General features: G+C 70.2%; 10 protein-coding genes, 1 tRNA gene and 3 pseudogenes. 4 read left to right on the plus strand and 10 right to left on the minus strand.

The window, feature by feature from the left end; all coding sequences use genetic code 11:
• Positions 1-28: 28 nt before the first annotated feature.
• Positions 29-394 carry a hypothetical protein gene (locus tag ACFYXA_RS24300; RefSeq protein WP_388576014.1) on the plus strand — a complete coding sequence of 122 codons (366 nt, stop codon included), beginning with the start codon at positions 29-31 and terminating at the stop codon, positions 392-394.
• Positions 395-455: 61 nt separating this feature from the next.
• Here ACFYXA_RS24300 and ACFYXA_RS24305 read toward each other — a convergent pair.
• The 5 genes and pseudogenes from ACFYXA_RS24305 to ACFYXA_RS24325 all read right to left on the minus strand — a co-directional run bounded on the left by ACFYXA_RS24305 (position 456) and on the right by ACFYXA_RS24325 (position 6134).
• Positions 456-2179, minus strand: a pseudogene (locus ACFYXA_RS24305) (relaxase/mobilization nuclease domain-containing protein).
• Positions 2176-2736, minus strand: a complete 561-nt coding sequence (locus ACFYXA_RS24310) for a MobC family plasmid mobilization relaxosome protein (protein ID WP_389036274.1) — start codon at positions 2734-2736, stop codon at positions 2176-2178. The pseudogene ACFYXA_RS24305 and the gene ACFYXA_RS24310 overlap by 4 nt, the downstream one beginning before the upstream one ends.
• 346 nt (positions 2737-3082) lie before the next feature.
• Positions 3083-3880 (minus strand): DUF2637 domain-containing protein, encoded by a 798-nt coding sequence (locus tag ACFYXA_RS24315; protein ID WP_389036277.1) that lies wholly within the window; start codon positions 3878-3880, stop codon positions 3083-3085.
• Between the two features lie 488 nt (positions 3881-4368).
• Complete coding sequence (locus tag ACFYXA_RS24320; protein WP_389036280.1) at positions 4369-5631, minus strand: DUF3631 domain-containing protein; 1263 nt, start codon at positions 5629-5631, stop codon at positions 4369-4371.
• A gap of 263 nt (positions 5632-5894) precedes the next feature.
• Positions 5895-6134 (minus strand): hypothetical protein, encoded by a 240-nt coding sequence (locus ACFYXA_RS24325; RefSeq protein ID WP_389036282.1) that lies wholly within the window; start codon positions 6132-6134, stop codon positions 5895-5897.
• 96 nt (positions 6135-6230) lie between these two features.
• Here ACFYXA_RS24325 and ACFYXA_RS24330 point away from each other — a divergent pair, with 96 nt between their 5' ends.
• The 3 genes and pseudogenes from ACFYXA_RS24330 (at position 6231) to ACFYXA_RS24340 (ending at position 9077) form a co-directional block, all read left to right on the plus strand.
• On the plus strand, positions 6231-6917 hold the full coding sequence (locus ACFYXA_RS24330; protein ID WP_389036285.1) for a helix-turn-helix domain-containing protein: 687 nt from the start codon (positions 6231-6233) through the stop codon (positions 6915-6917).
• Positions 6914-8440: a tyrosine recombinase XerC gene (xerC, locus tag ACFYXA_RS24335; protein ID WP_389036288.1), complete on the plus strand. Its 1527-nt coding sequence runs from the start codon at positions 6914-6916 to the stop codon at positions 8438-8440. Before ACFYXA_RS24330 ends, xerC begins: the two co-directional genes overlap by 4 nt.
• Positions 8441-8596: 156 nt before the next feature.
• Positions 8597-9077, plus strand: a pseudogene (locus tag ACFYXA_RS24340) (DUF5994 family protein).
• Positions 9078-9113: 36 nt separating this feature from the next.
• Here ACFYXA_RS24340 and ACFYXA_RS24345 read toward each other — a convergent pair.
• From ACFYXA_RS24345 to ACFYXA_RS24365, 5 genes and pseudogenes are all read right to left on the minus strand, one after another.
• Positions 9114-10307 (minus strand): PP2C family protein-serine/threonine phosphatase, encoded by a 1194-nt coding sequence (locus tag ACFYXA_RS24345; RefSeq protein ID WP_389036291.1) that lies wholly within the window; start codon positions 10305-10307, stop codon positions 9114-9116.
• A gap of 77 nt (positions 10308-10384) precedes the next feature.
• Positions 10385-10855: a DUF5994 family protein gene (locus tag ACFYXA_RS24350; RefSeq protein WP_389036294.1), complete on the minus strand. Its 471-nt coding sequence runs from the start codon at positions 10853-10855 to the stop codon at positions 10385-10387.
• A 134-nt stretch (positions 10856-10989) separates the two neighbouring features.
• Positions 10990-11946 carry an STAS domain-containing protein gene (locus ACFYXA_RS24355; RefSeq protein ID WP_389036298.1) on the minus strand — a complete coding sequence of 319 codons (957 nt, stop codon included), beginning with the start codon at positions 11944-11946 and terminating at the stop codon, positions 10990-10992.
• A 480-nt stretch (positions 11947-12426) separates the two neighbouring features.
• Positions 12427-12499: transfer RNA gene (locus ACFYXA_RS24360), tRNA-Lys, on the minus strand.
• A 189-nt stretch (positions 12500-12688) separates the two neighbouring features.
• Positions 12689-12999 (minus strand): annotated as a pseudogene (locus tag ACFYXA_RS24365) (RNA helicase); the annotation flags it as partial.

Genomic DNA, 12999 nt, shown 5'->3' on the forward strand with positions numbered 1-12999 from the left:
AGAACGACTCGCGACGGAGGATCTTGCCGTGGCGATGAACTTCAAGAGTCCCAGGAAGGTCGCGACGGCCCACGACCTCACTGACCTGCTGGCTTCCAGTGGTGTCGATACTCGTGCCGACCTTTGTGCATGGCTTGACCACCAGGACAATCGGGCCGCTCTGCGCAAGGTGAAGGGAGTGGGGCCGAAGAGCGTCGACTACATCGGCAACCTTGTCGGCCGATCGCAGGTCGCCGTAGACGTACATCTGCGGGCTTTCGCTGCGGACGCCGGTGTCATGGAACTTCGTTACAACGAGCTCCGAGCCGCATACGAGGAAGCAGCAGCCGTTCTCGGGCACGAACCAGGGGGACTGGAGCACGCGGTATGGCGATTCAAGTCTCAGGGCGTGTGACCCGGGTTGCCAGGCAGGCCCGTTCCTCGGGCTGCCTGGCAAGCTCGACGCCTCGGCCTCGCTAGCGGCGCGATCGCACCACCTGTTGGCCGCCCATGGACTGGCTGGGCCCCGTGCCTGCGGGCAGATGTCCGATCTGCTGGCCGGCGACCGAGGCGTCGGCGATGGTGGTGCGGCGGCGGGCTGCCTCGGCGCGGCGGTTGGGTGCCGGGTTTCGTCCGGTGTGCTGGATGCGGGTGATCAACACGCGGGCGGGCTGGCGAGCGGTGGTCAGCTCACGCTGGCTGGCGGCCTCCTTTAGGAGCTGCTCGGGCCGGTGGCCACGGGCTTCGGCGTCGGCGAGGACGGTGGCGAGCGCAGGCCAGGCCGGGGCGGCGAGGACCCGTTCCGCGTGGTCGGGGACAGCAGCTCGCACGTCGTTCGCGACAACGCGACGGGCTTCCTTCCTGGGCGGTCGGACTGTGAGTTCGGCGAGCGTCGGGGCGAGGGCACGGTCTGCGGCTGCCTGAAGGTGTTGGACGGCCTGGCGGGCGGCATCGGCCTGGTGAGCATGGTCCTTCGCCTCGTGCCAGCGCCCAGCGACGACGGCGGCCCAGACGAGGGCTGCGAGCAGGGCAGCCAGCGCGCTGCCGTCAGGGCCGGTGGCCGTGTAGACGATGTCGCGCGCCGCGCTTCGCACGGCGTGGGCGGCGCGGTCTTCGGCGCGAATCTGGGAGCGCTGGGCTCGGGCGAACGCCGCGGAGGCGGCTTGGAGTTCGGCGCGCAGGTTGCCGGGTGCTTTCTGGGCGGTGGCTTCGATCAGTTCGCCGAGGGCTGCGATGTGGGCCTGGGCGTGGGTGTCGTCGACCAGGTCGGTGTGGAGGGTGTCGAGTGCGTCGGTGGCCTGGTGCCAGGGGGTGCTGGGGCGGTTGCGGCGGGCGGTGGGGTGCTCTTCGGGCCAGCTGGATTCGAGGCGGGCCTTGATTTTGGGCAGGGAGAGGTCGGGAGCGATCTTGCCTCCGGAGTGGAAGATCTGCTGGCCGTTCTCGTTGAGGTCGCCGGGACGGCCGACGGCGTAACCGAGGAGGTCTCCTGACGGGCCCCGCCGGGCCTTGACCTCGATGCCGTCGGCTGCGAGGTAGGCGATGAATTCCTCGGCGTTGGTCACGTGGGGAATGGCGGCGCGGATGCGGTTCTGGAGCCATTCGGGGCTGGTCTTGTCCCAGCCGAGGCGTTCGGCCTTGTGCATCTCGGCCTGGGTGGGGCGACGGGCGCCGGTGCGGTCGCCCTTCTTCAACTGCCTAAGCCCGTAGTCCTTCTCGATCTCGCGGCAGGCGTCGCCGATGCGCAGGCCGCTGTCGTGGAGTTTGGGGCGGCGGCCGTCTTCGCGGACGGTGGTGGCGAGGATGTGGATGTGGTCGTCGGCGTGACGTACGGCGATCCAGCGGCAGGCCAGGTCGTCGTCGGCGGGGGCGATGCCGGCGGCCTGGACGATGCGCTGGGCGATCTCGGCCCACTCGGCGTCGGAGAGGTAGCGGTCCTCGGGCGCGGCGCGGCGGGGCAGTGCCAGACGTGGTCGGTGACCTTCCTTCCGAACTCGCTGTTGCGCAGGCGTACGGGCGCGTCGAGGTGGCGGGCAAGTTCGGTGAGCGTGGCGTTCTCGTCACGGCCGGGGTCGGGCATGCCGAGCATGGCGAATCCGGCCACGATGTGCGGGTCGAGGTGTTCGTCGTGGCGGCCGGGGCCGTAGAGGTAGGCGAGCAGGCCGCGGGTGTTGGACCCGGCCGGTTTGATGGCGGCGATCACGCGGGCGCCTCCGTTTCCAGGTCGGCGGGCTCGCGCAGGGCTTCGGCGATCAGCTCCAGCAGGTCCTGGAGTTCTGCAAGGTGCCGACGGATCTCGGGTGGGGTGAGGTCGCTGTTGAGGGCTCGGGCAATCTGGTTGACGTTGACGCCGATCCGGTTGAGCTGGCGCAGGACCTGGGCGCGGAAGATGTGCGTGCGGCGGCGGTCCTCGGACAGGGGCAGGTTGGCGGTGAACCGGCCGCTGATGAATGCGAGGACGATGTCGGCGGCGAAACCGGACTCGCCCTTGTAGCCGTGCTCGGTGGCAGCCTCCTGGAGCAGGACGTGCTCGTCGCCGGTGAAGCGCAGGGGGCCGACGCGTACGGTCCGCTTGGTGCCGGTGAAACGGCGGATCGCCGGCTGGACGCTCTGCACGGCTCGTTCCTCGGCGGCTGGCACGGTGGCGGGTGCGGGGTGGAGGATCTGGCGCTGGACGGTGTGGAGCGTCTCCGGGTCGGCGCTGCCCTCGGCCCCGAGCCCCTGGTCCTGCACCCCCTGGCGCTGGGCCGTCTCCGCCACCCCCGGGGCGGAGACCCCCGAAGACCGGCCTTGAGTCGGACTCGGGGTACTACTGGCTCCGCCAGGGGCACCCCGTCCGAACGCACGCCGCAGACGGTTCATCAGCGTAGAGGACTTCGTCAGCGGTATCGGCTCGTCTGGGGTGTCTTGAGGGTGGTGCGGGTTGTGCGTCACGGGCGGTGCTCCAGGAGGGGTGGGCAAGGCGGGCAGTTCCGCAGGAGGGGGCGGCGGAGTGGGGACAGTCACCGCCTCGTCCACAGATGTGGATAAGCGGGCGGCGAGTGAGACCGGTCGCCGACTGGCCGGGGTGACCGGAAGGGTTCCGGTCACCCCGTGGAGATTCTGGTCAGCCGCTGTCCGGACCGGTCTCGGCGGCGGCTTCGATTTCGGACCGGAGGGTGGTCATCACATCGGTCTGCCGCTCACTGCTGATCGTCAGCCCCTTGGCCTTGACGGCATTCCGGAGCAGTGACCGGGTGAGCGTGCCGTGCTCGGCGAGGGCGATCCGGCCGATCTCCACGAGTTCCTCAAGCGTGGCGCCGGGCGGGCGGCCACCGCGCGGCCTGCTCTCCGCAATCTCGGACGGTGGGTTCGTCGGCTGGCACGACACGGCGGTCGGCGGCACGGGCTGGGCGGGCTCGGCCGGTGCCTCGGCGAGCGTGGCGGGTGCGGTGACCGGTGGTTCCGGCGCCTGGACCGGCGCGAGTTCCGGATGCCCCGCGGGCTGGTCGACGAGTTGGTGGATCTGCCGCATCAGGACGCCGAAGGCCAGCAGTGCGGCGGTCGGGGGGACTGCGGCGACCACGTAGTCGAGCAGTGGCACGGTGCCCGCGCTGCCGGTGCCGTTGACTCCGGCCACGTTGAGCGCGATGGAGCCGACCGATCCGGTGGCCGTCAGGGCGATCGCCCACCTGTCGGTCACCCTGCGCAGGCCCGCGCGGAGCATGAGCAGTTCGCCCGCGACGATGAACGCGTCCAGGGTCGCCGGCCAGGCCCAGCGGCGGATGGGAGAGCTGCGCAGCCCGTGCTGTCCGGCGACCTCGGCGAGGTGTGCGTACGACAGCCAGAATCCGCTGATGGTGAGGGCGACGATGACGACTCCGGCCGCACCGAGCGTGTACCGCTCGATGTCCTGCTTGGTCATCGACAGCCGTCCTTCGTCGGGACGGTGCCCCCGGTAGGTGGGGCTGGGTGTGGGGGTAGGGAGGGTCAAGCGGGGTGCTCCTGGGGTTTGGCGGTGTGATCCGTCTTGCCGTCTTGGCCGTTGCAAGCGCAGGTCAGGGCCGGTACGGCAGGGCGTGGATGTGCCGTACCGGCGGCGTTCGGGCGTCGTCCGGCGTGTGCGGCGCGGCCTGACGGCGGGCGGCCTGCCGGCGGCGTCTCGTCGTGTCCCCGGCCGGGCGGGACGGCACTGCCACGTTGTGCCGTCCCGCTCGGCGAGGCTGTGACCTGCGGTGATACGGCGAGGACGCGTGGGACGGCGCAAGACGGATCCGGGCTGCGTCCTCCCGGCGGCAGCGGTTCACCATGATCGTGTTGCCGTCTTGTCGCCGGTTGCCGTCTTGCCTGCAGCCTTTTGACCTGCGGGATCACGGCAGGTACGGCAGGGACGCCCACCGGGGGATGCGGGGGTCAGTCTGCGCTGGGGGTGGCAGGCTTGGTGTCCACTGGGTGGGCAGTGGGGCAGTAGCGCCGCCAGGGGTCGAGGAACTTGTTGCGCATGTAGCCCTTGCGCTGGGTTCCATCGGGGAGGCGAACGTTGCCGGGCCTGATGTCGAACTCCCGGAGCATCGCTGCCAGGTCCTTGGCGTTCAGCCCGTTGCGTCCCCACTCCGCCCAGGGGCTCTCGGCATCCTGCCGGAGCTGGTGGAGTAGTTCGTCCGTGGTAAGGCTGTCGGGCTCGCGCTGGGCTACGAACACCCTGCGGATGTCAGCGAGGATTCGGGCTCCGCCGGGCCGGTCCTCCTCTGCCTCGACCTCTGCGGCGACCATCCGTGCGCACGCCTCTCGGGCGCGACGGGGCCAGGATCCGGCGGCCAGGTCCGCGATGATGACCAACGGCTCCCAGGTGTCGGCGGCCCGGTCCTCCACCGGCATGTCCGGCTCCAGGTCCGCTGCCTCATCCAGCAGCGGCCTTGCCCATGCAGCGATCCGGTCGCGCAGGTCGTGCAGAGCGGGGATGTCGCGTCGGGAGCGGAAGGGCTTGACGCGCTCGCCCTCCGCCCGGCGGCGCATACGGATCACCACAGCCCGGTCCATGATCGTGTCGGGCAGGTCACCGATCCCCGCGAGGGCCGCCATGGCGAAGGTGGCGAACCGGTGCGGGGTGTGGTCGTTGCCAACCACCCGCGTGACGTAGCGGTTGCGTTGGTGGCCGGCGTTGAGCAGGCCGCGCATCTCCTCGTTCTTCTCCGCCATCTTCGGCGTGCCGAAGATGGTGTCCGCCTCGTCCACCAGGAGCGTGGGCGGCTCCTCGGTGATCGACCGGAACACCGCAGCCGGTGTGGTGTTGATGGTGAGCATCGGCTCGTGGACCGTCTCGGTCAGTACGTCCAGCAGCCGCGACTTGCCGCACCGCTTCGCCGGCCCCACCACCGCCAGACGCGGCGCGTGCTGCCAGGCCGGCTGCAGATGCGTCGCCGCCACCCACAGCGTCACCGCATCCAGCGCCTCCGGCGAGGGCAGGATCACGAACTTCGCTGTCTGCTCACGCAGTTCGTCCAGCAGCGCCGAGCCGACGGTCGGCTCCGGATCCGGCGCCCGGGTCTCGGCCGCCGCGACCGACGCAGCGTGCTCGGGTTCGCCCTGGTCGGGCTTGCCCGGCACCGCGACCGACGGCCATGCGGTGGCAGGGGATACGGGGGTGGAATAGGGCGCAGGGTTCTCAGGTTGCACCAGGTGGCTCCTCTTCTGCGCCGCCGGGCATGCAGGCCCAGCGGCGCGGATCGTTCGTTGGAGACGGGCGACGGGGATTCCCGAGCCTCCGGCGTTGCCGCGCCGGAGGCTCGCTGCGTTCAGAGACTGAACACGCCCTGTGTCCCGAGTCGGGACACTCGCTCGGCGCCCCGAGGGAACACGGACAGTACGTCCACCCCCGGCAACAGTCCAGCGATTCTGTGTCAGCTCAGCGCAGAACCGTCTGCTACGCTGCCGCCCCTTCACGCCGCCAGACCCAGCAGTTCCCACAAGTCCGCAGTCACCACCCGGTAGGCGTTGCCCAGGCGCAGCACCTTGCACGGGTAGGTGCCTCGCTTCGCCAGCTCATAGCCCTTGCTCCGGCCGAGCCCCAGCGCTCGATTGCTCGTGTCCAGGTCAACCGCCACCGGGAGGGCGAGTACCTCCTCCCGACTCATCCCCTTCGAGCCCTTCGAGTCTCCGGCCATCGCGTCGTCGCGCATGCAGTGCGCCCCTTTCCATGCAGCCCTCGGCGAACGCAGTCATCACGTCCGGCTCCAGGCGTCTACCAACCAGGATGGCCAAGCTAATGTGTCTTTATGACACAACGTGGTTTCGATGATGGAAGTGACGAGGACGACGTCCCCGAGTGGGCGGACCGGATCAAGGCCAACGTCGCCGGCGAAGTCCGGCGCAGAAGGAAGGAGATGGGGTGGAGCGCACAGGACCTGGCGGACCGGTGCGAACAGCTCGGACATCCCATCCCGCGCAACGTGATCGCCAACATGGAGTCCGGCCGCCGGGCCAACCTCCCCCTCGCGGACGTCATGGTCCTGGCCGCCGCCCTGGAGACGTACCCGGTCTGCCTGATCTTCCCGGTCGGCTACGTCGAAAAGACCCAGGAACTCCCCTTCCAGCACCTCGTGCCCACCTGGGACGCCCTACGGCGCTTCACCGGGGAAGAGGACGTGCCCGGCTACGACGCGGGCCTGGTCCCCGACTTCGAGCTTCACGCCAGTCTCGTCCGCACCGCTCTCGCCGCGCTCGAAGAGGAAGAACAGGCCCGGTTCGCGGCCAAGACGGCCACCAGCCGCGCCGAGAAGGAAGAAGCCGAGCGCCAGCAGGCCAAGTACGCCGATCAGGCCGTCTCGGCCAAGTACAGGCTCCGCTACCTCCGCCGCGACCTCCGCGAGGAGGGGGCCACCCCACCTGATCTGCCACCCGCACTGGGCGATGTCGACCCGCCCGAACACGATACCGAAACCACCCCGGAGGAACGCCTTTGAAGGGCTCCACCTACCGCCGTTGCTCCTGCCGCGACCCGAGGACCGGCAAGGAACTCGGCGCCTCGTGCCCCAAGCGCAAGGGCCGCAAGCACGGTTACTACTCCATACGCCAGGAGTTGCCACCCCGCGAGAACGGCACCCGCCGCTCCTTCAGCCGCGCCGGCTATGAGTCCCTGAAGGACGCTCAGGCCGACCTCGACCACGTGCGCTCCTTGCTCGCCCTGGCGGACAAGGACGACCCTGACAGCCTCCAGCGCCTCGTCACCATGCTGGAGGAGGTCGCAGCCGAGAAAGCCCCGCTGCCGGCCATCGAGGAGACCCAACGCCGCCTCAGGGCGGGCCTGGCCCTCCGTGGCAGCCTCACCGTCGGCGAGTGGCTCGACCAGTGGTTCGCCGCGAAGAAGCGCCGCAAGACCACGCTCAACGGCTACGCCTCCCACATCCGCGTTCACCTGAAGCCGCACATCGGCCATGTACGCCTCGACCGGCTCAACGTCGGCCACCTCGTGGAGATGTTCGACACGATCGCCGATGAGAACGAGGTGATCGCGGCCGAGAACGAGGCCCGCCGCGAGCAGATCGCCCGCTGCAAGCCGAGCAAGCCCGGACGTCCCGTGGGAGCCGAGCGGAAGCTCCTCGCGGTCGAACGGGCCAAGCTGGCGGAGATGAAGCCGTTCCGGAAGATCACCGGCCCGGCCACCCGGCAGGCGATCCGCCGCACCCTGCGCGCGGCGCTGAACTCCGCGATCGCCCAGCAGCTCATCACCTTCAACCCGGCCTCCCACGTCGAGCTGGAGTCCGGTAGGCGCCCCAAGCCCCTCCTCTGGACCGCGGAGCGGGTCCGGCGCTGGCGCGAGACGGGCGAGATCCCCGGCACGGTCATGGTGTGGACCCCGCAGCAGTTCGGCACCTTCCTCGACGCCGCAGAGGGCGACCGTCTGTACGCGGCCTTCCACCTGATGGGCACCCGTGGCCTCCGGCGCGGTGAGGCGGTCGGCCAGGACTGGCACGAGATCGATCTCGACGCCGGCCTCATCACCCCTGCCAAGGAGATCGTGGTGGACGGCTGGGACCCCTACGAGTCCGAGCCGAAGACGGACGGCAGCGCGAACACGATCGCGCTCGACAGCATGAACATCGCCGTCCTGCGCGACCACAAGGCCCGCCAGGACAAGGAGCGGGCCAAGTGGGGCGCAGCTTGGCAGGACACGGGCAAGGTCTTCACGAAGGAGGACGGCTCCTGGCTCCACCCGGAGACGGTCTCGGAGACCTTCCGCCGCATCCTCGCCACGACCGACCTGCCGCCCATCACCCTGCGGGACCTGCGCCACGTGGCCGCGACGCTCACGCACGGAGGCGGTGGCGACATCCACACCGTTAAGGAGACGCTCCGGCACTCCACCATCACGCTGACCTCGGACACGTACACGAGCCTGCTCCCCGAGCTGGACCGTGAGATCGCCGAGAAGGCGGCGAAGCTGATTCCCCGGTCCCGTCCGGCAGGCGACGAGACCGTCGCCTGAGCGAAGCCTCTGCCCGCCCGCTCACGCTTGGTGTCAAAGCAGGTCTCTCCACCACAGCGATCTCGCAAGTACCGGCGCCGGGCGGTACCTGGAGTAGCGTGGTGAGCGCGAGGCGATTCCCGTGTTCGCAACGCATCCCGAACGGGTGGTCCGCTCATGGCCGACTCCGACATATCCCATGCTTCCCGGCATCTGCCAAGTGGTGTACACCATGCCGTGCGACCGGGGAGCGCATTGCTCCGGCTGGAGACGACGGCATCACGCGAAGGCGTCCTCGACGGTGCATGGTGGCCACGGTCGCGGGACATCGGAGCCGAGTTGCCCGCGCTGCTGAGCGCCCTCGCCGAGCACTTGGGCCCTCTGAGCCGGGTCGGGCTGGACGCCACAGCTTGGGAGGGGCTCCCGACGCGGATCGTCATCGACGACCGCGTGGTGCACGTGGACCTTCCCAGTGGGTGATGGCACCATCTTGATCACCCGGGGCGACAGGGACCACTTCTCGCTGCTGGTCATCCCCCCGGAGGCGACGCCCGAGGCCGCTCACGCGGCGATGGCGCAGGCCGTCCTGGCCGGCAACGTCAGCTCTGCGGAGCAGATCCTCATCGACACAGGAGGCGGGCAGACGGCGTCGGGCTGATGAGTCGCCGCAGGCGGGGCAGACTCGGCGGTGCGGTCAGCCGCGCCACTCCACCAGGAGCAGCGTCGCATCGTCCGTGGTCTGGCCGCCCCGTGCCCGCTTGAGTGTGTGCGACAGGGCACGCGCCACCGCCCGGACCCCGCGGCCGGTTCTCTCCAGCCCGTTCACCCAGTCGATCAACTGCTCCTCCCCGAACTGCTCCTCGCCCGTCGCGTGCTCCTCGATCAGCCCGTCGGTGAAGCACAGGACGCGGTCTCCCCGTTCCAACCGCAGCGCACTTACCTCCGGCTCCGCACCGCCAAGGCCCACGGGGAGAGTCGTCGGGCCGACCAGTCGGCGCGTGACACGGTGGTCGCGGACGAGTATCGGTGCGGGGTGTCCGGCGTTGACCCACTGCAGGTGGCCCGTCGTCGTGTCCAGCCGCATCATCTGCGCGGTGACGAAGTGGTCGGCGCCGAACTGCTTCGCCACGGCGTCGTCCATGAAGGCGTAGATCTCCGTCAGGCCGGTGCTCAGGCGGCGGGCGTAGCGGTACGCGCCGATGGCCACGGTGGCCATCGTGGCCGCGCCGAGGCCGTGCCCCATCGCGTCGATCATGGCCAGGTGGAGGACGTCGCCGTTGAGCGCGTAGTCGAAGCTGTCCCCCGCCACGTCGTACGCGGGCTCCAGGACTCCGGCCAGGGCGACGCGCGGCATGATCATGGCCAGGGGCGGCAGCAGCGCCCACTGGATCTCGGCGGCCACGCTCATCGGTTCACGGCGTCGGGTACGGAAGGACAGGTCGGAATATCCGTGCTTGGTCACCAGCAGGTCGGCCACCAGAGCGGAGAGCCGGCGCAGCATGCGGCGGTCGTCGTCGTCGACCCGGTCCAGCGTCACGGCCATGACGCCCACCTGGTCGCCGCCGTCGAGCAGCGGCAGGTGGACGCGTACGCCGTCACCCTCGGGCAGCTCGACGGGCAGCGCACCGAGAAAGCAGCGGCCCGCGGCGGAATCGTCAATCACCTGCGGGCCCCCGTCCGTGAGGCCCTCGCCGGGCAAGGGGACGAGCAGCAGCTGGCCGTAGTCCTGCAGCAGGATCTGCGGACGGCGGCCCCCCAGCCGCTCCATCATGTCGGCGACCAGTGGGCCGACGAGGTGGGGCGGAAGCTCATGCGCGCGATCGAGAACCGTCCCCAGGAGCGCTTCCCCGAAGCTCTCGGAGCGGTCCGCGCGCGGTTCGGCCGTCATCCGCTCACCCAACGTGATCCACGCGGACGCGGGCGGCGGCGGTGGCCGACGAAAGAGCTGCCTGTCCCATCAGTCCATCATGGGCCGTTCCGCTGCCTGGCGCTCTCCTGGCCGTGGCCGTCCTCGACGCGGGCCAGGATGCACTGAGCCGACTGCGTGTTCCAGGGATCGGCGGCGGCCGTCAGCAGCCGACCGGCCGTTCCCGTCGGCTCGTCGGGCGGGATGACCAGCAGCTCCCAGCGCCCCACGGTGCCGCACTCCAGGGTGATGGCATGCGCTTCGTCGGCGGCCTCGCTCAGGAGGACCTCGATCACGTGGTCGGGCGCCGGCACCGTTCCCGGGGCGTCGGGCCACGCGGCAGTCCCCACCGTGACGCGGGTGACCGTACCGTGGCCGGGGTCCAACGAGCCCACGAGGGCGGGCAACTCCAGCTCCAGGACGTCACAGCGCGGCCACCATGCTCCGTCGAGCGGGCCGTGGCTGGACTCCGGGGTGAGGCTCAACCGCGCCAGCGGCATCCGGTACGTGTGCTCGTCATCCGTTGGCATACCTTCGGCGGGCGGTGTGAGGGAGTCCATCGTGCGATCCCGTCCCGGGCAGTGAAGGCGCTGCCCTCGTTCGTCACTCGCCGGGAACGGCGCCGCCAGATCGTGCGCCCGACATGCTCTCGGTGTCTCCCAGGCTACGCCCGGCCCGGGCCCAAGGCCGGAGGCGCCGGTACAGGCGCGTTCTCCTGGAAGAGGACCAGCACGCAGGGTGCGCCCAGACCGGGCAACCCCACCATCTCTCCGCAATTTCGCCAGCCCCAGGACTCGAAGGCGGCCTGGCCGGCCTGGTCTGCCGGACGGATCAGGGCGACTCCGAGCGCGGTGCGCCGGTCGGCCAGCAGACGCTGTTGCAGACGGCGACCGATGTCTCGGCGCTGGGCGTGATGATGCGCAACGACCTGGGTGAGGAGCAGGAACCGGGCACAGCCGGTGAGCCGCTGGACGCTCTCCTGCAACCCCCGCTCCGAGCGGGCACCGGGACCCACCGGGAATCCGAAGGCACACCCCACCAGCACCGTCGTTTCGGCGACCAGCAACGCAAAGCCGGGCCGTCGGGCGCTGATGACAAGCCGCCCCAAGAAGTCGCCCCGCTCCCGGTCCGTGCTCGCTGACAAGCCCGCGACGGGTTCCACGGCCAGGTCGGCGATGTCCTCGCTCAGGTCCTCCGCCTGCCAGCGGGTCAGGCGGCGGAGACGGATCCCGTCCTTCACTACAGGTGCACCGACCAGGCCGCCGCCGCCCTGCTGCTCGTCGGCCGACGGAGACGCACCCGGCACCTCACTGAGCAGGGAGGCGGAGCCGGTGACGGCGAGAAGTCGGGTGATCTGGGCGCACGGATGGTGCAGCCGCACGAAAGCATGCGCCCGGTCCGCGTGTTGCGACGCCGTCAGGAAGACGTCCAGGCCCTGGGAGTCACAGAAGCCGACGGTGGTGAGATCGACGTCGATGCCGGTCACGCCGTCGCGCAGGCACTGCTCCAGCGCGGCCCGCAACAGGGGAGCCGTGGCGGGTCCGATCGCGCCGACGAGCGTGACGAGGGCCCGCTCTCCCCGGTCACGCCGGTGGATGTCCAGCCGCTGCACGACCGTCACGCCGCCCCTCGGCAGGGAAACGCGATAACCAGGGAGGGTCGCGGAGTTGCTGTGATCGCGGTGGCCATGATGCCGACCCGTCTCCGCACCGTCCGCTCGGGCGGCCCGGGTTTTCGTCTCTCGCCGAGGACGACCCGACAGGAGAGTCGGAGTGCGTGACGCCCTCGGTACTTTCACCGTACGTCGCCGGCAACCGGAAATCTGGCGCCGGACAGACTCATCCGAGCCGAGCACACCGCCTGCCGAACGGGTCCATGGAGACATCCGCGGCAGACGGCCCACTCGTGGGGCACTCTGCTTGACCCCATACCTACGGGGTATCCACCGCCGCCGGGCCCAAGCACGTTCCGCAGGTCACGGGCACATCCGCTCACGCATCGCTCACGCACGGGCCTGAAAACGAAGCAGCGCCCGAGCCGACCGAAGCCGACTCAGGCGCTGCGTAGCAGGTCAGGGGCCATATCCCCCGCCTACCAGCCGTAGGCCCTGTGGGACTCGAACCCACAACCAATGGATTAAAAGTCCACTGCTCTGCCAATTGAGCTAAGGGCCCAGGCGATGTTGCCTCCCCGAGCATAGCGGGACGTGGCCGTGTCTCCGATCGGGTATCGGGGACACGGCCCTGTCAGTGGTCGGGAAGGGGAAGGAAACGGGCGCTTCGGACGGCGTTTTCGCGCGTGGTGAATGTGGAAGGGCCCCGTGACATCGCGTGTCACGGGGCCCTTCGTCACTTCAGAGGGACTCAGCCGTTGCGCTTCCAGCGCGGCTTGTCCTCGCGGCGGCCGAAGGAGCCGCCGCCGCGGTGGTCGTCACGGCGGCCGTACGGGCGGTCGTGGCCGCCGGTGCGGAAGCCCGGGCGGTCGTCGCGGCGGTCGCGGTTGAACGGACGGTCGCTGCCACGGTGCCCGCCGCGCTCGTCACGCCCACGGAAGCCGCCCCGGTCGTCGCGGCGCTCGAAGGAACGGCCGGCGCCACGGTCACGGTCACGGTCGCGGTTGAAACCACCGCGGTCGTCACGGCGCTCGAAGGAGCGGCCGGCGCCACGGTCACGGG

The sequence above is a fragment of the Streptomyces sp. NPDC002566 genome (genome assembly GCF_042889585.1).
In the GTDB taxonomy this organism is placed as follows: domain Bacteria; phylum Actinomycetota; class Actinomycetes; order Streptomycetales; family Streptomycetaceae; genus Streptomyces.